Origin of the sequence: Kitasatospora sp. NPDC059160 (genome assembly GCF_042755465.1) — a bacterium.
GTDB lineage: Bacteria > Actinomycetota > Actinomycetes > Streptomycetales > Streptomycetaceae > Kitasatospora.
In genome coordinates this window covers 1-19,693 of the sequence record NZ_JBHZCN010000141.1, presented here as the reverse complement: position 1 = coordinate 19,693, position 19,693 = coordinate 1, and the positions used below count along the sequence as shown (strand labels likewise).

Genomic DNA, 19,693 nt, shown 5'->3' with positions numbered 1-19,693 from the left:
GGCCCGCCCCGGGGCCCCGGGGACCCCGGGCCCCGCCGCCCCGCGGGGGTGCGGCGGCCCCCGCGCCCCCCCCCCCCCCGGGGGGGGGGGGGGGGGCCCCCCGGCCGTTCACCGGCGGCGCCGGGTCAGACCAGCGGCGCCCAACTCCCCTCGGGCGTCAGCCGGTACCGGCCGGTGGGCCGGGCATCGCCCTGGTGCGGCGGCGCCTCGATCAGGGCGCCGCCCGGGGCGCCGTCCGGCCCGCCGTCCGAGGCACGGTTCGCCGGGGGCGGCGGTGCGGGGGTGGGCGACGGCGCGGGCGCCGGGGTGAAGCCGGGACGTACCGTGAGGCAGTAGTTCAGCGCGCTGAACGTCTGCGCGACCACGGTGCTGACGTTCACGCTCGACGGGCTGTCCACCACGATGTTCTTCACCAGCTTGCCGGTGCCGTTCACGCTCAGCTCGCCCACCGTGCGGGTCATCGCGTTCAGCACCCCGAACTGCAGCTCGTCACCCGACTTGACGGTGAACTTCACCTGGGTGGTCTCGGTGCTGGTCCGCTTCCAGGTGTGCGAGTACTTGGCCTGGAAGGCGAGCGCGAAGGTGGCCTTCGCGCTGAGCTTGAGCTCGGCGGAGCCGGAGACCGTGCCGCCGACGCCGATCGAGGCGCCGTTGACGACGTCCGTGGTGGGGCCCTTGTCCGCCTGCGGGCCGTGGTCCGTGTGGCTGATCTCGGTCTTGTTGTCGACGCCGGCGCTGCCCTCCACCTTGGTGGTGTTGTCGACGGTGCCCTCCAGGGTCGCGCTGCCGGAGATCTCGCCCGCGATGTTGTCGGTGGTGCTCGACTCCAGCGACACCGTGCGCTCCACCGTCATCGGCTTGTTGGTGCAGTTGATCACCGCGTTCCCGGCCGAGACCACCGCCGTGGTGCGCTCCCGGGACAGCCCCGGGATGATCCGGAACGAGCACCCGTGGTCCTGCCCGCAACCGCGCGCCACGGCGGGCGCGTCGGGCAGCGGGGTGTCCCCGTCGAAGGCCTGCGCCACCGGCGGCGCGTCCGGATCGGCCGCCGGGGCGTCGGCGCCGCCCTCGGCGAGGGCGGGCGCGACCGAGGCCAGCAGGGTGGCCAGCGTGGCCGTCAGGACGAAGGCCCGGTGCGGCACGGCGTGCCCGGCCCGGCGCTTCACCGCTGCTCCCAGGTGCCCTGCGCGGTCCGGACGTACACGGCGTCCGGCACCCGCCCCAGCCGCTCCGGCGCGGTCTCGATCAGCCCGCCGCCGGCCGAACGGCGCCCGCCCGGCCCGGGGTTGCCGCCGGATCCCGAACTCGGGCGCAGCGAGAGGCACTTGTCCGGTCGGGCGAAGGTCTGGGCGACCACCGAGCTGACGTTGACGGTGGAGGGGCTGTCCACCGTCACGTTCTTGATCAGTTTGCCGGTGCCGTTCACCGCGAGCTCCCCGACCGTGCGCGCCGTCGCGTTCAGCACCCCGAACTGGATCTCGTCACCGGGGCTGACGGTGAAGACCACCCTGGTCGACTCGGTGCTCTGGACCTGCCACTCACGCGAGAAGGAGGCCTTGAAGGCCAGCGCGAAGGTGGCCTTGGCGCCCAGGTGCAGCGCGTTGGAGCCGCCGACCGTCACCGGGAACTCGACGGTGTTCTGCACCTTGTCCTCCGTGTACGGGCCCTTGTCCTTGTTCGGTCCGATCTGGTTGACGCTGTTCGTCATGCCCGGCTTCACGTTTCCCGTGGCCGCGGCGGTCACCGTGGTGTCCACCCCGCCCTCCAGGGTGGCGGTGCCGGAGATCTCGCCGCTGACGTTGTCGGTGCTGCTGGTCACGAAGGTGACGGTGCGGTCGATCTCCATGTCCGAGTCGGTGCAGTTGATCGCCGCGTTGCCCACCGAGAGCACGGCGCCCATGAACTCGCGCGGCGCCCGGTCGTACATCCGGAAGCTGCACGCCGAGGGCTTGTCGCACAGCCTGGTCACCTCCGCCGCGGAGGCCAGCGGCTTGTCCCCGTCCAGGGCCCGGGCCACCGGCAGCGCCGGGGGCGCGCCGTCGCCCTCGGCGGCGGCGCCCGGCACCGCGAGCGGGATCAGGACGGCTATCGCGACCCCGGGGACCAGCAGCGCGAACCGGGCGGCGTGCCGCCACGTCGGCGGGCGTGCGGAAACGACCACGGATGCTCTCCTCGTTGCTGGGAGGGGTGGGTGCCGACCGGATCGGGGCCGGGCCGACGCCCCGGCCCGCGGGACGTCCTCGGCTCCCTCATCCTCCGCGAGAGTCGCATCGCAGGCGAACGGTCGGCCCGTGATCGTGCGCCATTCGATGATCCGTCAGGGCCGTAGGGCGTGTCAGTTGCCGGGCTCCTGCGGGGGCCGGGTGTCGATCTCGGCCCAGACCGTCTTGCCGTCGTCGTGCGGCACCGCGCCCCAGCGGGTGGCGGCCTTCTGCACGATGAACAGGCCGTGCCCGCCCGGCAGGCCCGGGCGGTGCGGCCGGCGCGGCTCGGGCAGGTCGGTCGAGCGGTCGCTGACCTCGATCCGCAGCCGGGCCGCGGAGGCGTCCAGGACGAGGTCGACGGGGCCGCCCGCGTGCAGCATGGCGTTGGCGACGAGTTCGGCGACCAGCAGCACGATGTCGTCCTCGGCCCCGGCCGGGCCGGTCGGCCAGGACCAGTCGGCGACGGCCTGCGCGGTGTACGCCCGGGCCCGGGCGACGGGCTTGGGCTGCCCGGCCAGGTGCAGGCGCCGGCGCTGGCCGCCGGGCGGCAGGGTGGGGCCGGTGCCCGGCCGGTCGCCGTCCAGGGTGGCCCGGCTGGTCGTCATGTGCGGGTTCCCCTTCGGTTCCGGTTCGGTTCCCGTGGCGGTTCCGGCGCCGTGCTCCCGGCGCGGTGTACCGCTGTGTGCCACTGCGTAGCGCGGTGTGCCGCTGTGTGCCATGTCGTTGCGCTGTCGTCTGGTCGGTTTCCCGACCACCGACGAATTATGCGTGCCGACGGGCGGCCGCGGCACTCACCGGGGTCCGGTGGCCGCGGCCTCCACGGTCGGGTGGAGCGAGAACACGGTGTCCGTGCAGGTCAGTTCCAGCAGCCGCCGCACCGTGCCGGACGGCGCCGCCAGTCGGAAGTCGACGTCCGCCGCCGCGGCCGATATCCGGGTCTGCAGCAGCAGGTTGAGGCCGGAGGAGTCGCAGAACCCGACCTGGGAGAGGTCGACGACGAGCAGCGGCGGGCGCTGCTCCACCAGGGCGTCGAGGGTGGTCCGGGCGGGGGCCAGGGTCTCGATGTCGAGGTCGCCCGCCAGGGCGCAGACGGCCGCTCCGGCGTCGGTGCACCAGGTGTGCACGGCCAGGTCGGGCCCGAGCGGGGCACCCGCCCCTGGGGCGTCGGAGGGTGCGGTGGTCGGCGGCACGGTCACGGACTCGTTCTCTGCGGGCATCGTCTTCTCGGCTGGCATCGTCGTCGTGTTCCCCTCAACGGGTGTGCTCCACGAGCGTACGCACGCCACCCGGCCCAGGACCAGGCCGGGGGCGGACCGGCCTGGTGGCGGTGGGTGACGGCGGGTGGCGTGCGCGGTGCGGCGGTGCGCCCGGTGACCGTGCGGCGGTTCAGTCGGCGGTGAGGTCCGCCCGCAGGTGTTTCAGGGTCCGGCTGAGCAGCCGGGACACGTGCATCTGGGACAGCCCCAGGCGGGCGCCGATCTGCGACTGGGTGAGCTCCTCGCCGAAGCGCATCGACAGGATCCGCCGGTCGCGTTCCGGCAGCGCGGCGACCAGCGGCTTGAGGACGATCAGGTTCTCGACCGTGTCGAACCTCGGGTCCTCCTCGCCGAGCCGCTGGGCGAGCGGGCCGCGGTCCTCCTCGCTCTCGGTCACCGGGGCGTCCAGGGATCCGGCGGTGTGGCCGTTGGCCGCGGCGAGGCCCTCGATGACCTCCTCCGGCGACAGGTCGAGGTGCTCCGCCAGTTCGGCCACCGTGGGCGCCCGGCCCAGCCGCTGGAACAGCACGTCGCGGGCCTTGGCGAGGGTGATGCGCAGCTCCTGGAGGCGGCGCGGCACGTGCACGGCCCAGGTGGAGTCCCGGAAGTGGCGGCGGATCTCGCCGAGGATGGTCGGCAGCGCGAAGGTCACGAACTCGGCGCCGTGGTCGGGGTCGTAGCGGTCGATCGCCTTGATCAGCCCGAGCGAGCCGACCTGGAGCAGGTCCTCCTCGGGCTCCCGGCGGTTGCCGACCCGGCGGATCGCGAAGCGCACCAGCGACAGGTTGAGCTCGATCAGCGTGGCCCGGACGTACGAGTACTCGGGGGTGCCCTCCTCCAGCGTCGCGAGCCGGGCCAGCAGCACCCTGGTCAGCTCCCGGGCGTCGCCCGGCGCCACCTGCTTCGGGTCCTCGATGCCGGCGAGCTCCGGCAGTTCCGGGTGCCCCGGTTGCCCCGGGAGCCCGTGCCCGGCGGCCCGGTGGGCGGCCGGCGCGGCCTCGTCCGGGGCCGGGGCGGTCACGCGGTGGAGGAGTTCGTCACTGGTCGTGGCCATGTCGGTCCTTTCCCCTCGGCGTACGGTCCGTCCCCGGATACCCGCCGTGGCCCGTTCCATGCCGGTTCCCCTTGTGAGGATTGCGTGAGCGAACGACCCGGGCGCCGACACGGTGACGCCCGCCACACCCCGCGCATGCCGGGCGGGGAACGGGGCACCCGGACCGGGTACGGGGCCGGAGCACGAGGAGGAGAAGGAGGACCGGACGATGGGACGGATCGAGGAGTCGGTCGAGGTCGCCGCGCCGCTCGACGAGGTCTACCGGCACTGGGTGCACTGCGAGGACTTCCCGCGGTTCATGCGCGGCGTGGTCAGCGTGGACGTCACCGGTGGCGGCGCCAGCAGCTGGGTGGTCGAAACCGCGGGCGGCCGCCGGGAGTTCGAGGCCGTGACCACCGAGGTGGTGGAGGGCGAGCGGGTGGCCTGGGACGGCGGGAGCGGCCCGGTGCGGCACAGCGGCGTGGTGACCTTCCACCACGTGGACGACCGCACCACCCGGGTCATGCTCCAGCTGGAGGTCGAACCGCACGGGCTCTGGGCCCAACTCGCCGAGGCGCTCGGCTTCGTGGACCGCCGGGTCATCGACGACCTGAACGACTTCAAGCACCACGTCGAGCGGGACGACGACGCCCCCGGCACCACCCCGGGGGCATGAACTCCCGCATCGGGGGCAGCCGAGCCCTACCGGACGAGACGAAACGGAGGCAGTCATGACCGCACGCCGCACCATCTGGGAATTCCGCACCTCCGCCGGACACACCGCCGGCACCGACCTCATCGGCTTCCAGGTCGAGGCCACCGACGGCGCGATCGGCAAGGTCGACAAGCTGTCCGAGGAGGTCGACGAGCAGTACCTGGTCGTCGACACCGGGCCGTGGATCCTCGGCCGTCGGGTCCTGCTCCCGGCCGGCACCGTGACCCGGATCGAGATCGGCGAGCAGAAGGTCTACGTCGACCGCTCCAGGGCCGAGATCCGCGACAGCCCCGACCTCGACGCCGGCGGGCCCGACCAGGAGGCCGACACCCGCGGGCGCTTCGGGCCCTACTGGGACCCGTACTACGGCGGCCGGATCCTCTGACCGGGCCGACGCCAGCACAGACCGACAGTCAGCGACGACGGACGGGGGCGGGCCGCCGGCTCCCCCCGTCCGGACCACCCGGGAAAGGGGAAACCTCCCATGGAACGTCTCACCACCCGGATCACCATGCGACTGATGACCGGCGACGACCGCAGCCGGGACCTGGACGTCGACTGGTCCTACCGGGACGACGAACCCCACGCGGCGGAGCTGGACTTCACCTCCTACCAGCCGAACGCGGTCTGGTCGCTCTCCCGCGACCTGCTGCTCGCCGGGCTGCACGCGCCCGCCGGCGAGGGCGACGTCCACGTCACACCGTTCGACGACGCCCACGTGTTGATCGCGCTGGCCGGCACCGAGGGCGTCGCCCTGCTCGCGGCCCCCGCGGCGGCGGTCGCCCGGTTCCTGGCCCGGACCGTACGGCTCGTCCCGCCGGGGCGGGAGCACGAGCGGATCGACTGGGACCGCGGCCTGCACGACTTACTGGCGGCCTGAACCCCATCGGCCCGCCGGGCCATCCGGCACCGCACCGCACCGCACCGAGAGGAGCACCCGCCCATGACCACCTCCCCCGCCCGCCCCGGTCAGCCGCCGCCCGCGCCCGCGCCGGAGCCCCCGGCGCCGCGGACCAGGCCGCTGCTGCCCGACCCGCCGCCCCCGCCCGGCTCGCCCGTCCCCCCGCCGGCCCCGCGCCCGGTGCACCGGCCGGCCCCCGAACCGGCCGCCCCGCAGCCGGGCCGGCCCCACCCGGTCGAGCCGCCCGACTGAACCGGCCCTGACCCCGACCACCGTGCCAGCAGCGGAAAGGAGAGCCGCAGATGTGGTGGAGCCTGCTCCGCCTGGCCGTCGTCGGAGCCGCGGCCGCCCTCCTCACCTACGGCCTGGACCGGGCCGTCCGGTCGGCGGCCCGGCGGCTGGCGGCCCCCCGGGGTGCCGGTGACGTCCCGGAGGTGCTGCGCAGGTGCCGCCACCCGGTGCTGGCGCTGACGGCCTGCCTGCTGCTCTCCGCCGCGCTGCCGTGGATCGCCGCCCCGCCCGCCGCCCGCGCGGGGCTGCGGCACCTGGCGGTGATCCTGGCGATCACCTCCGGCGGCTGGCTGTGCGGCCGGCTGGTGGCGATCCTGGCGGAGGGCGCCGCCCGGCTCGCCGTGCACCGCCGCGAGCCGGCCTGGGCGGGCCGGGCCCGGACCCAGGCCGTCCTGCTCGGCCGGATCGGCCAGGCGGTGGTCGGCCTGGTCACCCTGGGCGCGGTGCTGATGACCTTCCCGGCCGTGCGCGGGGTCGGCACCAGCCTGCTGGCCTCCGCCGGGCTGGTCGGCGTGGTGGCGGGCGTGGCCGCCCAGAGCACCCTCGCCAACGTCTTCGCCGGGGTGCAGCTGGCCTTCGGCGACCTGGCCCGGATCGGCGACGTCGTGGTGGTGGCCGGGGAGTGGGGGACGGTCGAGGAGATCACCCTGACCGCCGTGGTGATCGAGACCTGGGACCAGCGGCGGCTGATGATGCCGATGTCGTACTTCGTCGGGCGGCCGTTCGAGAACTGGTCCCGCCGCTCCAGCCGGATCACCGGCACCGCGCTGCTCCACCTCGACCACCACGCCCCGATCGGGCTGCTGCGCGAGGAGTTCGAGGACTACCTGGCCAAGTGCGAGCTCTGGGACGGCCGGGGCAGCGCCCTCCAGGTGGTCGACACCACGCCGACCACCATCGTGGTGCGGGTGCTGGCCACGGCGGCGGACGGCGGCGACGCCTTCGAACTGCGCTGCCGGCTCCGCGAGCACCTGATCGGCTACCTGCGCGACCGCCACCCGTACGCGCTGCCGCGCCTCCCGGTGGCGGAGGCGCCCGCGCGGGACCCGGACGACCGGGGGGACCCCCGTACCCCCCGGCCGACCCCGGGCCCGCACACCCCTCCACCACGAACGCCTCCGCTGTAGGGTCCCGGCCGGTCGGCCCGCGCGCTACGGCCGCGGGTCGATCGGCGTCAGCGCGCCGAAGCGGCGTTCGAGCACCTCGGCGGCGTCCAGGCACTGGTCCTCGCGGTACATCCGGCCGATCAGCTGGAGGCTCTGCGGCAGCCCGTCGGCGAACCCGCTGGGCACGTTCACCGCGGGCACCCCGATCAGCGAGGTCACCGCGCACACGGCCCTGGGCAGCGTCAGCCGGGCGTGGCCCTCGGCGTCGGTGTCCTCGGAGAACACGTCGACCCCGGGCACGGGGTGGGGGCAGGTGGGGGTGAGGAGCAGCGGGTGGGTCTCCATCAGCGCGGCCCAGTCGCGCTGGAGGCCGAGCCGGACGCCGGTCTGCCGGAGGAACTCGCCGAGGTCCTCGTGCGGGGTGCGCTCCAGGAACAGGTCGACGTTCCGGGCCCCCTTCTCGGTGAGCAGCTGCCGGACCCGGGACCAGTTCAGGCCGAACTCGGTCATGATCAGCTTGCCGTAGCACTCCAGGGCCTCGGACAGCCGGGGGATCCTGACCTCCTCGACCTCGTAGCCGGCCTCGACCAGGGCCTCGGCGGCGTCGACGGCGGCGGCGCCGATCTCGGGGTGGACGCCGATGCCGGCCGGGTCGACCACGACGCCGACGGTGATCGGGCGGGTGGGGCGTGGCCCGCGGAGCGGCGCCGGGACGGCCCTCGGGTCCTGCGGGTCGGCGCCCGCCAGCGCCTCGAAGGCGGCGCGCAGGTCGGCGACCGAGCGGGCGAACGGGCCGTCGACCGGGATGAGTTGGGAGGCCAGCATCGGCTCCTGGCCGAGGATGCGGTGGTCGGCGGCGAAGCGGCCGTAGCTGGGCTTGAGCCCGGCGACCCCGTTGAAGGCGGCGGGCAGTCGGACCGAGCCGCCGGAGTCGTTGCCGAGGCCGAGCGCCGCCATGCCGACCGCGACGGCCACCCCGTCGCCGCCGCTGGTGCCGCCCGGGTTCCTGGTCCGGTCCCACGGGTTGTACGTCCGGCCGTAGAGCTGGCTCTCGGCGTCGGAGGAGATCGACAGGTCGGACATGTTGGCGTGGCCGATCGGGATGGCGCCCGCGGCGCGCAGGCGGCGCACCGGCGGGGCGTCGGTCTCGGCGACGTGGTCGCGGAACCTGGGCACGCCGTGGGTGGTCGCCCAGCCGGCGACGCGGATGTTCTCCTTCACGGTGAACGGCACCCCGGCCAGCGGGCCGAGCGGCTCGCCGGCCGCGCGGCGCCGGTCGGTCTCGCGGGCGGCCTCGCGGGCGGCGTCCGCCATCAGCTGGGTGACGGCGTTGACGGCCGGGTTCACGGCCGCGATGCGCTCCAGGTGGCTCTCCACCACCTCGGCCGCCGTGAGCTCGCCACGGGCGACGGCGGCCCCCAGTTCGGTCGCGCCCAGTTGCCACGGGGCGGTGGTGGTCGGTGCGGCACTCATCGTGGTTTCCCCTCCGGTTCGTTCCGATGCGCTTGCATCGCATCGCGGGTCCATCACACCGCACCCCGGGAACCGATGCAAGTGCATTACTACGAACCCGCGGCGGATCCGCCCGTTCCGTCGGCACCGGTCGGCGCCGGTCGACGTTAGGGTGAACGGATCGAATGATCATCAGGAGAGCCATGACCGCCGCCAAGCCCCGCGTCCTGCTCGTCACCGACCTCGCCTACCAGGCCCGGGGGCGCCGCTACTGCGACGAGGACATCCAGCTCTCCGCCCGCCTGCGCGAGGACTTCGACGTCGCCCTCTGCCACCCGCGCGACGCCGCCGCGCTGATGGACTCCTTCGACCTGGTCCTGGTCCGCAACAGCGGCCCGGTGCTGGACCACCTCGCCGCGTACCGGGACTTCCGCGCCCGGGCGCTCGAACGCGGCACCCGCGTCTACACCCAGCTCACCGGGCGCGCCGACCAGGCCGGCAAGCAGTACCTGCTCGACCTCACCGCCGCCGGGTACCCCGTCATCCCCACCGTCGACCGGGCCGCCGACCTCGACCGGCTGCCCGTCGTGCCCGAGTACGTCGTCAAGCCGAAGCTCGGCGCCGACTCCATCGGCCTGCGGATCGTCCCCCGCGAGCAGCTCGACACCGTCGCGTACGACCAGGACGTCCTGGTCCAGCCGCTGGTCCCGTTCCGCTACGAGGTCTCGTTCTACTTCGTCGACGACGCCTTCCAGTACGCCCTGCACGCCCCCGACCCGGAGCGGCGCTGGCACCTCGAACCGTACGAACCCACCGCCGCCGACCTGGAGTTCGCCCGGCGCTTCATCGCCTGGAACACCGTCGAGCACGGCATCCAGCGGGTCGACGCCTGCCGCACCCCCGAGGGCGCGCTGCTCCTGGTCGAGCTGGAGGACCTCAACCCCTACCTCTCGCTCGACCTGGTCGACCCGGCCGTCCGGGACCGCTTCGTCGACGCCCTCAAGGCCGCGCTGCACGCGCTCGCCACGAAGCCCTGACCCGCCGGGCTGCACGCGTTCGCTACGACGCCCTGACCCGCCGGGCGGCCTCGGTCAGCACCGCGCCCAGCGGCAGGCCGACCCGGGCCGCCGCCAGCTCGTCCCCGCGGGTCGCGCCCTGGTTGACGATCACCACCGGGGTGCCCGCGCGGGCGGCCCGGCGCACGAAGCGCAGCCCCGACATGACCGTGAGCGAGGAACCCAGCACCAGCAACCCCTGGGCCGCGTCCACGAGTTCGAAGCAGCGCTCGACCCTCGGCCTGGGCACGCTCTCGCCGAAGAAGACCACGTCCGGTTTGAGCACTCCCCCGCACACCGCGCACGGGGCGACCCGGAAGGCGGCCACCGACTCCGGCGCCAACTCGGCGTCGCCGTCCGGGTTGACCCGGGCCGGGCCGTCCCGGAAGCCGCCGTTCAGCTCCTCCAGCCGGCGGTCCAGCTCGGTGCGCGGGCTGGTCCTGCGGCAGTCCAGGCAGACCACCCGGTGCAGCCCGCCGTGCAGCTCCACCGCCGTCCGGGTGCCGGCCGCGCGGTGCAGGCCGTCCACGTTCTGGGTGATCACCGCCGACACGTGCCCCGAGCGCCGCAACCGCTCCACCGCCCGGTGCCCGGCGTTCGGCTCGGCCGCCGCGATCGCCCGCCAGCCGACATGGCTGCGCGCCCAGTACCGCTGCCGGGCCGCCGCGCTCCCGGTGAACTCCTGGAAGGTCATCGGCGCCGCGCGCCGCCGGCTGCCCGTCTCGCCCCGGTAGTCCGGGATCCCGGACTCGGTGGACAGGCCCGCCCCGCTGAGCACCACCGCCCCGCGCCCGGCCAGCAGGCGCACCAGCGCCGCCAGGCCGGCCGCATCGGCCGCCGTACCGCCGGGAGTCGCCGCGAGCGCGTCCATGCCGTCCAGGGTAGGACCGGGCCGGGCGCGGGAGCGAGGGCCGGGGCGGCGCGGGGCCTTGGCGGCCGGGGCCCGGCAGCCGGGGCACGGCGGCCGGGGCTCAGCCGCCGAGGGGTTCGGCCGCCGGGTGCTCCGGGTCGTACCCCGCCCAGCCCGGCTCGCCGCTCCGGGCGAACGCCGTCCAGGCACCGTGCACCCGGGCGGCCAGCCCCGCCGGCGCCGGGTCGGGGCCGAGCAGCCCCTCGGGCCCGTGCAGCCAGGACTCGTCCGCCACGTCGAACACGAAGGGCAGCTCGACGGTGTGGGCGGCGCCGAGCCGCCCGTCCAGGGCCGTGGACCGGTACCCGAAGGAGTAGCGGTGGGTGCGGCCGCCGGAGATCCGGGCGTGTGCCCGGGCGATGCGCTCGGTGCCGGCCTCGAACAGGGCGTGCGCGAGCACGGCGGAGCGCAGTTCGCCCGGGGTGGCCCGCGGCCGGCCGGCGCGCAGGGCCGCGAGCACGCCCTCCGGGTCGGCCAGCAACCCGGTGGCGGCCGCGCGCAGCCCCGCCTCCGTGGTGGATTCCAGCTCCCCCTGCGGTGCCAGGTAGAGGTTCGCCTCCTCGGTGTTGGTGCCGATCAGCAGGTCGACGTCCCGGGCCGGGCCGGCGGCCAGCGCGTCCGCGGGCTGGACCGGCAGCACCAGGCCGAGCGGGCTGAGCCCGGCCAGCGGGTCCACGGCGGTGCCGGTGCGCAGGTCGAGGCCGGTCAGCTCGGGCAGGACCGCCACCAGCCGCTCGTCCGGCACGGCGGCGAACGCCCCGGCCGTCGGCTCGACGCCCAGGGCCGCGGCCGCGGCGGTCGTGACCCGCCGTGCCTGCTCCGGGGTGAACGCGCCCGTCCCGCTGCCGCTCTGGACCACGACCCGCCGGAACAGCCCGCGCGCCTGCGGCGTGGCGAGCAGCGCGCAGACGAGCGTGGCGCCCGCGGACTCGCCGAACACGGTGACGTTGCCGGGGTCTCCGCCGAAGGCCGCCACGGAGTCGCGCACCCAGCGCAGCGCGGCGAGCACGTCCAGCAGGCCCCGGTTGGGCGGGGCACCCGGCAGGTCGAGGAACCCGGGGATGCCCAGGCGGTAGTTCACCGCCACCAGCACCACGCCGTCCCGGGCGAAGGCGGAACCGTCGTAGAGGGCGGCGCGGTTGGAGCCGGTGATGAAGCCGCCGCCGTGCACGAAGACCATCACCGGGCGGCGCCGGCCGTCGGCGGCGGGCGTGTGGACGTCGACGGTGAGGTACTCCGGGCCGGGCACCCAGCCCGGCCCGAAGTAGGGGCTCACGTCGAGCCCGTCGAAGGCGCGGGGCGGCTGCGGGGCGGTGGGCGAGGGGCGGGTGCCGTCGCGGACGCCGGACCAGCCGGGGTGCGGCCGGGGCGGGGCGAAGCGGCCGGCGCCGGCCGGCGCCGCCGCGTAGGGGACGGCCCGGTAGCGCTCGCCGGTGCGGGCGCGGGCGCCGCGGACGGCTCCCGCCGGGGTCGTGACGACGGGTTCTGCCTGTCGGGGCACGTGAATCGGTTCCTCTCCACTGCGTCAACCGGGCGAACCGGCTGGACTGGTTGAACTGGCTGGACCGGTTGAACTGGGGGCTGACCCGGGGCCGCCCCGGGGCCGACCGGTGTCGGCGGCGCGTCAGGAGATGCGCGGGAAGCCCGCCCACTCCTCGACCGCGAAACCCGGGCCGCGGCGCGCGACCTCGACCGCGCCGCTGCCGCCGAAGTGCGCCGGGAAGAGCAGCGCGTGCCGCTCCGCGGCCTCGCCGAGCAGCCGGTGCCGGGTGGCGCGGGACTGCGCCGGGTCCTCGCAGAAGCAGGAGTTGGTGTCCGGCTCGGCGAGTTGGAGCGGGGTGTGCACGAGGTCCCCGACGAACAGGGCGCGTTCGCCGCCGGAGTCCAGGGTGAGCACGGAGGATCCCGGGGTGTGCCCGGGCGCGGGGTCCAGCCGCAGGTTGCGGTCGATCCGGTGCCCGCCGTCCCACAGCCGGACCTGCCCGGCCCGGTGGACCGGCGCGACGCTGTCCTCGAAGACGTTCCGGTTGCCCTCGCCGAGCACGCTCCGGTGGCCGTTGGCCGGGTCCCAGAACTCGAAGTCCGGGCGCGGGACGAGGTACGTCGCGTTGGGGAAGGTCGGCACCCACTCCCGGCCCTCCAGGCGGGTGTTCCAGCCCACGTGGTCGATGTGCAGGTGGGTGTTGACCACGAGGTCGACGTCCTCGGGCCGCACCCCGGCGGCGGCGAGGTTGTCCAGGTACTCCGTGTCCAGCCGGTGCCAGACCGGCGCGTACGGCCGGTCCTTGTGGTTGCCCACCCCGGTGTCGACCAGGATCGTGCGGCCCTCGCTGCGCAGCAGCCAGGTCTGGATCGCGGTGCGGCACTGGTCGGTCCCCGGATCCCAGAAGTCGGGCGCCAGCCAGTCTCGGTGCTCCTGCCACGCGCCGTCGGGACTGTCCGGGAAGAACTGCCCGGGGGTCAGCCCGGCCGGGCCGTAGTACTCCTTGACCCGGGTGACCGTGACGTCGCCGAGGGTGAGCTGGTCCGGGGCGTGGTGCATGGGTCCGTCCTCCGGTGCGGGGCGCGCCCCGGGACGGGGCGGCCGGCTGCGGCCCGTCCGGCGGATCGTGCCGGACGGGCCCTGGCGCCGAGCCTCGGCGGTCCGGGCGGCGCGGACCAGACCCGGCCGTTCCTACCCCTCGCAGGGTGTGGCCGCGCCCGGCCGGCCGTCGAATACTGGGGGGATGAACGGACCAGGACCCCTCGGCGACTTCCTCCGGGCCCGACGGACGCGGCTGCATCCCGCGGACGTCGGACTGCGCGAACTCGGGCCCCGCAGAAGGGTGTCCGGGCTCCGGCGGGAGGAGGTGGCGCAGCTGGCCGGCGTCAGCGTCTCGTACTACACCCGGCTCGAACAGGGTCTGTCCCGCGGGGCCTCGCCCGAGGTGCTGGACGCGATCGCCCGCGCCCTGCTGCTCGGCGGCCACGAGCGCGAACACCTCGACCGGCTGGCCGGCGCCGCCCGCCGGGCACCCCGGGTGCGCCGCCCCGGGCCGGAGCGGCTCACGGCGGAGACCCGCGACCTGCTGCGCTCCGTCGGCGGCGTCCCGGCGGTGGTGCTCGGCCGCCGGATGGACGTCCTGGCCTGGAACCCCCTCGGCCACGCCCTGCTGGCCGGCCACCTGGACCGGGACAGCCCCGACGACCCGGCGCGGCGCCCGAACCTGGGCCGGATGCTGTTCCTGGACGCCCACACCCGGGAGCTGTACGCGGACTGGCCGCGCAAGGCCCGCGGGGTGGTCGGGAACCTGCGCGGAGCCGTCGGCCGACACCCGGAGGACCGGCTGCTCGCCGAGTTGATCGGCGAACTGACCATGGGCAGCCCGGAGTTCGTCGCCCTGTGGGCCGACCACCGGGTGGCGCCCTGCGACACCGCCGCCCACCTGCTGCACCACCCGGTGGTGGGCGCGCTGGAGGTGCACCAGCAGCTGCTGTCGATCGCGGGCTCGCCGGAGCAGGCACTCATCGTCCACACCGCGCCGGCCGGCTCCCCCGCCGAGGAGGCCCTGGCCCTGCTCGGCCGGGCGGGCGAGTTCGGCCCCTCGGCCGCACCGGGCGCCCGCAAGCCGGACACCCGCAAGCCGGGCACCCACAGACCGGTGGCCCGCAAAACCGGTGGCCCGGCGGGTGCCGCCGGAGTTAACCTCGGGGACATGGACGTCATGGACCGAAGCACCAGCGCAGCCGCGCGAGCCGCCAGCTCGCCGGTTGCCGCCGCCTGACGTACCCCCTCCCCCGGCGACCGGAAACGGTCCGCCGGTGGTGTTCCCGGGGCGTTCCCTCCCCCGGTCCCGATGATCGCGCGGCTCGTTCTCCGGCGCCTCCCTCCCCCGAGAAGGAGCCACCGCCATGAACACCGACCAGCTCGTCCGCGTCTTCACCGAGTACTTCGAGGAGCGCGGCCACCGCCGGACCACCGGCTCCACCCTGCTGCCCCCGCCCGGCGACCCGGTGCTGTTCACCACCTCCGGCATGCACCCCCTCACCCCGTACCTGGAGGGCCGTCCGCATCCGCTCGGGACGAGGCTGGTCAACCGGCAGCGGTGCCTGCGCACCACCGACCTGGACGAGGTCGGCGACCGCACCCACCTCACCGTCTTCGAGATGCTGGGCAGTTGGTCGCTGGGCGACTACGAGGGCCCGCAGAGCCTCGACTGGGGCTACGGCCTGCTCACCGACGGCCTCGGCATCGACCCGGGCCGCCTCCACGCCACCGTCTTCGGCGGGGACGACCGGGTCGGGCCGGACACCGGCTCGCTGGAGCTCTGGCAGGACCGCGGGGTCCCGGTCGAGCTGACCGTCGACGACAACTGGTGGTCCAACGGGCCGACCGGCCCCTGCGGCCCCGACTCGGAGATCTTCCTCTGGACCGGCGACACCCCGGCGCGGTCGACCCCGACCCGGGACGACCGCTGGGTGGAGGTGTGGAACCACGTGATGATGCGTCACCGCCGGCTCGACGACGGCTCGCTCGTGCCGCTCCCCCAGCGCAACGTGGACACCGGACTCGGCCTGGAACGGCTCTCCTCGCTGCTCCAGGGCCGCTCCTCGGTCTTCGAGTGCGACGTCTTCGACCCCTGGCGCCGCCTGGTGCCGCCGCTGTGGCAGCTGGACGAGCCATCCCTGCGCCTGGTCTGCGACCACCTGCGCTCGTCGGTCGTGGTGATCGGCGACGGCGTCCGCCCCGGCACCACCGGCCGCGGCTACGTGCTGCGCCGCCTGGTCCGCCGGGTGCTCACCGTGCTGCGCCGCGACGACCCCCAGCGCCGGCTCGGGGACCTGCCGCCGGAGCTGGTGCGGCACACCCTGGACCGCTTCGGCCAGGACGTGGACCCGGAGTCGGTACGCCGGGTGCTGCTCGACGAGGAGCAGCGCTTCGACCGCCTGCTGGAGCGCGGCCGCCGGCTGCTCTCCCGCCCCCGCTTCCGCGGCCCGCTCGGCGAGGACGACCTCCGCTACCTCCACGACACCCACGGCCTGCCGCGCGAGCTGGTCCTCGAACTGCGGTCGCAGTGACGGACGGTGGCGGGGACGGGACGGTCGGCAGTACCGTTCCGGCCCCGGCACCGCTCTCCGCCTCCCACCGGCCGCCGACCCGACCTGGCTCGGCGGCCCTGGTGGATCGGGCTGGTGCGTGTAAGGTAAGTCGACTTTTCGGGGGGCGGGGGAAACGGAACGTGGTTCAGGACGAGTGTGCGCCGACGCGGCTGCGGTTCAGCCTGCTGGGGCCGATCGGCATCGAGGCCGACGGACGGGCCGTGCCCGCGGGCCCGCCCCAGCAGCGGGCCGTGCTGGCGGCGCTGCTGCTTCGGGCCGGCCGCCCCGTCACCCTGCACGAGCTCGTCGACGCGCTGTGGGGTGCCGAACCGCCCTCGTCCGCCGTGATGGTCCTGCGCACCTACGCCTGGCGGATCCGCCAGCGGCTGGCCGGCCCTGACGGCGGCGGACGCGACGCTGGCGGCACCAGCACCGGCGTGACCGGCCCCGACGGCGGTACGCCCGTGGCACAGCTGCTCAGCTCGGTGGGCGACGGCTACCGGCTGTCCGTACCGCCGGAGTCCGTGGACGTCCACCGGGCCGAGCGGCTGGCCGCCACCGCAGCCCGCGCCTGGCGCAAGGGGCGGCGGAAGGAGTGCGCCACGCTGCTCACCGAGGCGCTCTCCCTGTGGCAGGGGGAGCCGCTGGCCGGCGTGCCCGGGCCGCTCGCCGAGGCCGAGCGCTCCCGCCTCGCCGAGCTGCGGCTGACCCTGACCGAGCAGCGCTTCGCCGCCGAGCTCGCCCGCGGCCGGCACCACGCCCTGGTGTCCGACCTCACCGCGTTCGTCCAGCAGCACCCGCTGCGCGAGCAGAGCTACGGCTTCCTGATGCGGAGCCTGTACGCCGCCGGCCGACAGGCGGACGCGCTCGCCGTCTTCGCCCGGGCCCGGCGCACGCTGGGCGAGGAGCTGGGGATCGACCCCGGCCCGGAGCTGTGCGGGCTGCACGGCCGGATCCTGGCCGGCGACCCGGGCCTGCTGGCACCCGCCCCGGCGGCGGTCCTCACCCCGGCGCCGGAGGGCGTCGTCCGCCCGGCCCAACTACCGCCGGACATCTCCGACTTCAGCGGCCGCACCGAGGCCGTCCGGCAGCTCGCCGAAGGCCTGACCGGAGCCGACCGGTCCGTCCTCGGCGTGGCCTCGATCAGCGGCATGGGCGGCATCGGCAAGAGCACGCTGGCCGTCCGGGTCGCCCACCAGGTCCGCGACCACTACCCCGACGGCCAGTTCTACGCCGACCTGCGCGGCACCAGCGGCGAACCGGCCGACGCCGCCGCCGTCCTGGGCAGCTTCCTCGGCGCACTCGGCGTCGCCGCCGCCGACCTGCCGCGCGGCGTCGAGGACCGCTCCCGGCTGCTGCGCAGCCTGCTCGACGGCCGCCGGGTCCTGCTCCTGCTCGACGACGCCCGCGACCTCGCCCAGCTGCGCCCCCTGCTGCCCGGCTCCGGCGACTGCGCGGTGATCGTCACCGGCCGCACCCGGGTCCCCGGCCTGTCCTCCCGTGCCCACCTCGACCTCGACGTGTTCGCCGTCGACGAGGCCCTGGACCTGCTGCGGCAGGTCATCGGCGGACCGCGGGTGGCGGCCGAGCCCGCCGCAGCCGACGAGGTGGTCGGCCTCTGCGGCCGGCTGCCGCTCGCCGTGCGGATCGTCGCCGCCCGGCTGGCGGCCCGACCCCGCTGGGCGCTGGCCCGGCTGGTCACCGCGCTCACCGACGAACGCCACCGGCTCGACCAGCTGCGCGTCGGCGGCCTCGCCGTGACCACCGTGTTCGAGCTCGGCTACCGGCAGCTCAACGGCGTCCAGGCGTACGCCCTCCGCACCCTCGCCCCCTTCACCCGGCCGACGATCGCCCTGGACGCGGCGGCGGCCGCGCTCGGCCTGGGCCCGGAGGACGCCGAGGAGGTATTGGAGTCCCTGGTGGACGCGGCCCTGCTGGAGTCGCCGCAGCCCGGCCGGTACCGCTACCACGAACTGCTGCGCAACTACGCCGAGCAGCGGCTGCTCCCGCACGAACGGCCGCCGGTGGCCGCCCGGCTGCTGCGCTTCCTGCTGGCGGGCGCCGTCGCGGCGTTCCAGCGGGCGGTCCCGGGGGATCCGGTCGGCACCACCTTCACCGTCGCGGGCGCCGCCCGCTTCGCCGACCTGGCCGGGGCCAGGGCCTGGGTGGTGCGGGAGTTCGACGGCATCGCCCACGCCGTCGGCGCGGCCGTGCGCTCCGCCCCCGACCCCGCGCTGCTCGACGTCGCCGCCGATCTGCTGGTCGCGTGCAGCGCCTTCGGCCGGGACATCTCCTCAACCCTGCTGGGTTCGGTCGCCCGCGAGGCCGCCGAGGCCGCCGAGTCGCTCGGCCACCACCGGGCGGCCGGCCGGGCCCGCTTCGTCTGCGGCAACGTGGCCGTCCAGGCCACCCGGCTCGACGAGGCCCGCGAGCACACCACCCGGGCCGCGGACTCCTGCCGACGCGCGGAGGACACCGTGATCCTCCGGCAGACCTGCAACGACCTCGGCGTCATCGCGCTGTTCCAGCAGCGGAACGCCGACGCGGTGCGCAACTTCGACCAGGCCCTCGCGCTGGCCCGCCTCCTCGGCCACCGCTCCGGGGCGCTCGCCACCGCCCTGAACGCCGCCGTCGCCCGGCTGCGCGGCGGCGCCGCCGAGGAGGCGGTGGCGATCTGCGACGAGGAACTGCTGGCCCTGCGGGACGTCCCGGACAGCCACGGGGCCGCCCACGCCCTCGGGATCCGCGGCCGCGCACTGCACGAACTCGGCCGCCACGACGAGGCCCTGGCCACCTACCAGGAATGCCTGGAGCTGTGCCGCACGGCCGGTCTGCCCCGCCAGGAGGCAATGGCCCGCTACCGGCGCGCCGACACCCTGCGGGTGACCGGCCGGCCCGCGGAGGCCCTGACGGAGGCCCGGGCGGCGGTGACCCACCTGGAGGGCGCGCGCGACGGCGAACGCGACCTGGCCTACGCCCTCCAGATCCTGGCCCGGACCGAGGCCGGCCTCGGCGACCGCGCGGCGGCCGAGGAGCACGCGGCCCGGGCGTACGCCTCGCTGGCCGCCCTGGGACTGCCGGAGGCGGCGGACGCCCGGGAACTCCTCGACCGGCTGCGCTCCGAGGTCTGAGCGGCGGCCCCCCCGGGGATCCGCCGCGGTCGGGGCCGGGCGGCTCAGAGCTGCCCGCCGGACGGCAGCGGCCTGGAGGCGATGGTGTTCCACTCGTTGGTCTCGTCGATGTGCACCCTGGGGTCACCGTTCACGCGGGCCGGGGCCGCCGCCCCGGGCTGGAGCGTGGCGGCCGACACCGACGCCGACAGGGCGGAACCCTCCGCCACAGCCGGGGCGGCCTGGGCGGCCATGGCCGCGAGCAGCACGGCGCCGGTGGCGAGGCCCAGCAGGGTTGCGGCGCGCTTGGCGGCGTTCGGAACACGGTTCATGGGGGACTCCAGTTCGTTGCGGAGGCGGTAGCGCCGGCCCACCGGAGTGTGTGCCGACTCGGTGAGCTTCGCAGCCCCCGATAGACAAATGATCAACGCACCCCACGCGGGCGTCCCGCAGGGGCCAGGGTCTGGACGAGTAGTTCCGAGGTTGGGATGCTCTTATGGATGTCAAGCAGCGATGGTGAGCTGCTCGGTGGTGGTGCTCGGTGTGCTGGGCGTGGTCAGGACTCGGTAGATCTCTCGGGC

Annotated in this window: 19 protein-coding genes; 9 read left to right on the top strand and 10 right to left on the bottom strand. The window is 75.5% G+C overall.

Features of this window, described 5'->3' with window-relative positions; genetic code table 11:
- Window positions 1-125: 125 nt before the first annotated feature.
- The 5 genes from ACFXOZ_RS38085 to ACFXOZ_RS38065 all read right to left on the bottom strand — a co-directional run bounded on the left by ACFXOZ_RS38085 (window position 126) and on the right by ACFXOZ_RS38065 (window position 4,514).
- The gene (locus tag ACFXOZ_RS38085) at window positions 126-1,166 is read right to left on the bottom strand and encodes a hypothetical protein (RefSeq protein WP_380594543.1); all 1,041 of its coding nucleotides are present in this window, start codon (window positions 1,164-1,166) and stop codon (window positions 126-128) included.
- Window positions 1,163-2,161, bottom strand: coding sequence for a hypothetical protein (locus tag ACFXOZ_RS38080; RefSeq protein WP_380594541.1), 999 nt, complete (start codon window positions 2,159-2,161; stop codon window positions 1,163-1,165). The genes ACFXOZ_RS38085 and ACFXOZ_RS38080 overlap by 4 nt, the downstream gene beginning before the upstream one ends.
- A gap of 174 nt (window positions 2,162-2,335) precedes the next feature.
- The gene (locus tag ACFXOZ_RS38075) at window positions 2,336-2,809 is read right to left on the bottom strand and encodes an ATP-binding protein (protein ID WP_380522661.1); all 474 of its coding nucleotides are present in this window, start codon (window positions 2,807-2,809) and stop codon (window positions 2,336-2,338) included.
- A gap of 186 nt (window positions 2,810-2,995) precedes the next feature.
- Entirely contained in the window at window positions 2,996-3,439 is a 444-nt protein-coding gene (locus ACFXOZ_RS38070; protein WP_380594539.1) for an STAS domain-containing protein, read from the bottom strand.
- Between the two features lie 151 nt (window positions 3,440-3,590).
- Window positions 3,591-4,514, bottom strand: coding sequence for an RNA polymerase sigma factor SigF (locus tag ACFXOZ_RS38065; RefSeq protein WP_375891604.1), 924 nt, complete (start codon window positions 4,512-4,514; stop codon window positions 3,591-3,593).
- A gap of 208 nt (window positions 4,515-4,722) precedes the next feature.
- Here ACFXOZ_RS38065 and ACFXOZ_RS38060 point away from each other — a divergent pair, with 208 nt between their 5' ends.
- The 5 genes from ACFXOZ_RS38060 to ACFXOZ_RS38040 all read left to right on the top strand — a co-directional run bounded on the left by ACFXOZ_RS38060 (window position 4,723) and on the right by ACFXOZ_RS38040 (window position 7,527).
- A complete protein-coding gene (locus tag ACFXOZ_RS38060; RefSeq protein ID WP_380594537.1) occupies window positions 4,723-5,169 on the top strand; it encodes an SRPBCC family protein in 447 nt (148 codons plus the stop codon).
- A 55-nt stretch (window positions 5,170-5,224) separates the two neighbouring features.
- Window positions 5,225-5,593 carry a PRC-barrel domain-containing protein gene (locus tag ACFXOZ_RS38055; protein ID WP_380594535.1) on the top strand — a complete coding sequence of 123 codons (369 nt, stop codon included), beginning with the start codon at window positions 5,225-5,227 and terminating at the stop codon, window positions 5,591-5,593.
- 99 nt (window positions 5,594-5,692) lie between these two features.
- Window positions 5,693-6,088 (top strand): SsgA family sporulation/cell division regulator, encoded by a 396-nt coding sequence (locus ACFXOZ_RS38050; RefSeq protein WP_380522664.1) that lies wholly within the window; start codon window positions 5,693-5,695, stop codon window positions 6,086-6,088.
- A 63-nt stretch (window positions 6,089-6,151) separates the two neighbouring features.
- Window positions 6,152-6,361 carry a hypothetical protein gene (locus ACFXOZ_RS38045; RefSeq protein WP_380594533.1) on the top strand — a complete coding sequence of 70 codons (210 nt, stop codon included), beginning with the start codon at window positions 6,152-6,154 and terminating at the stop codon, window positions 6,359-6,361.
- Between the two features lie 50 nt (window positions 6,362-6,411).
- Complete coding sequence (locus ACFXOZ_RS38040) at window positions 6,412-7,527, top strand: mechanosensitive ion channel family protein (RefSeq protein ID WP_380594531.1); 1,116 nt, start codon at window positions 6,412-6,414, stop codon at window positions 7,525-7,527.
- Between the two features lie 24 nt (window positions 7,528-7,551).
- Here the strand turns inward: ACFXOZ_RS38040 and ACFXOZ_RS38035 are convergent, their stop codons facing one another.
- Entirely contained in the window at window positions 7,552-8,979 is a 1,428-nt protein-coding gene (locus tag ACFXOZ_RS38035; RefSeq protein ID WP_380522667.1) for an amidase, read from the bottom strand.
- A 182-nt stretch (window positions 8,980-9,161) separates the two neighbouring features.
- Between ACFXOZ_RS38035 and ACFXOZ_RS38030 the strand changes: the two genes are divergently transcribed.
- Window positions 9,162-9,995, top strand: a complete 834-nt coding sequence (locus ACFXOZ_RS38030) for a hypothetical protein (RefSeq protein ID WP_380522668.1) — start codon at window positions 9,162-9,164, stop codon at window positions 9,993-9,995.
- Window positions 9,996-10,017: 22 nt separating this feature from the next.
- Here the strand turns inward: ACFXOZ_RS38030 and ACFXOZ_RS38025 are convergent, their stop codons facing one another.
- The 3 genes from ACFXOZ_RS38025 to ACFXOZ_RS38015 all read right to left on the bottom strand — a co-directional run bounded on the left by ACFXOZ_RS38025 (window position 10,018) and on the right by ACFXOZ_RS38015 (window position 13,465).
- Window positions 10,018-10,884: an NAD-dependent protein deacetylase gene (locus ACFXOZ_RS38025; protein ID WP_375891616.1), complete on the bottom strand. Its 867-nt coding sequence runs from the start codon at window positions 10,882-10,884 to the stop codon at window positions 10,018-10,020.
- A 100-nt stretch (window positions 10,885-10,984) separates the two neighbouring features.
- Entirely contained in the window at window positions 10,985-12,424 is a 1,440-nt protein-coding gene (locus ACFXOZ_RS38020; protein WP_380594529.1) for a carboxylesterase/lipase family protein, read from the bottom strand.
- 123 nt (window positions 12,425-12,547) lie between these two features.
- Window positions 12,548-13,465, bottom strand: coding sequence for an MBL fold metallo-hydrolase (locus tag ACFXOZ_RS38015; RefSeq protein WP_375891620.1), 918 nt, complete (start codon window positions 13,463-13,465; stop codon window positions 12,548-12,550).
- A 184-nt stretch (window positions 13,466-13,649) separates the two neighbouring features.
- On the opposite strand from ACFXOZ_RS38015, the gene ACFXOZ_RS38010 reads away from it, so the two are divergent.
- The 3 genes from ACFXOZ_RS38010 (at window position 13,650) to ACFXOZ_RS38000 (ending at window position 19,133) form a co-directional block, all read left to right on the top strand.
- Window positions 13,650-14,687 carry a helix-turn-helix transcriptional regulator gene (locus ACFXOZ_RS38010; RefSeq protein WP_380522671.1) on the top strand — a complete coding sequence of 346 codons (1,038 nt, stop codon included), beginning with the start codon at window positions 13,650-13,652 and terminating at the stop codon, window positions 14,685-14,687.
- A gap of 127 nt (window positions 14,688-14,814) precedes the next feature.
- The gene (locus ACFXOZ_RS38005; protein ID WP_380594527.1) at window positions 14,815-15,981 is read left to right on the top strand and encodes an alanine--tRNA ligase-related protein; all 1,167 of its coding nucleotides are present in this window, start codon (window positions 14,815-14,817) and stop codon (window positions 15,979-15,981) included.
- A gap of 161 nt (window positions 15,982-16,142) precedes the next feature.
- Window positions 16,143-19,133 carry a BTAD domain-containing putative transcriptional regulator gene (locus ACFXOZ_RS38000; RefSeq protein WP_380594525.1) on the top strand — a complete coding sequence of 997 codons (2,991 nt, stop codon included), beginning with the start codon at window positions 16,143-16,145 and terminating at the stop codon, window positions 19,131-19,133.
- Between the two features lie 44 nt (window positions 19,134-19,177).
- Here ACFXOZ_RS38000 and ACFXOZ_RS37995 read toward each other — a convergent pair whose 3' ends face one another.
- Window positions 19,178-19,444: a hypothetical protein gene (locus ACFXOZ_RS37995; protein ID WP_380594523.1), complete on the bottom strand. Its 267-nt coding sequence runs from the start codon at window positions 19,442-19,444 to the stop codon at window positions 19,178-19,180.
- Between the last annotated feature and the right edge of the window lie 249 nt (window positions 19,445-19,693).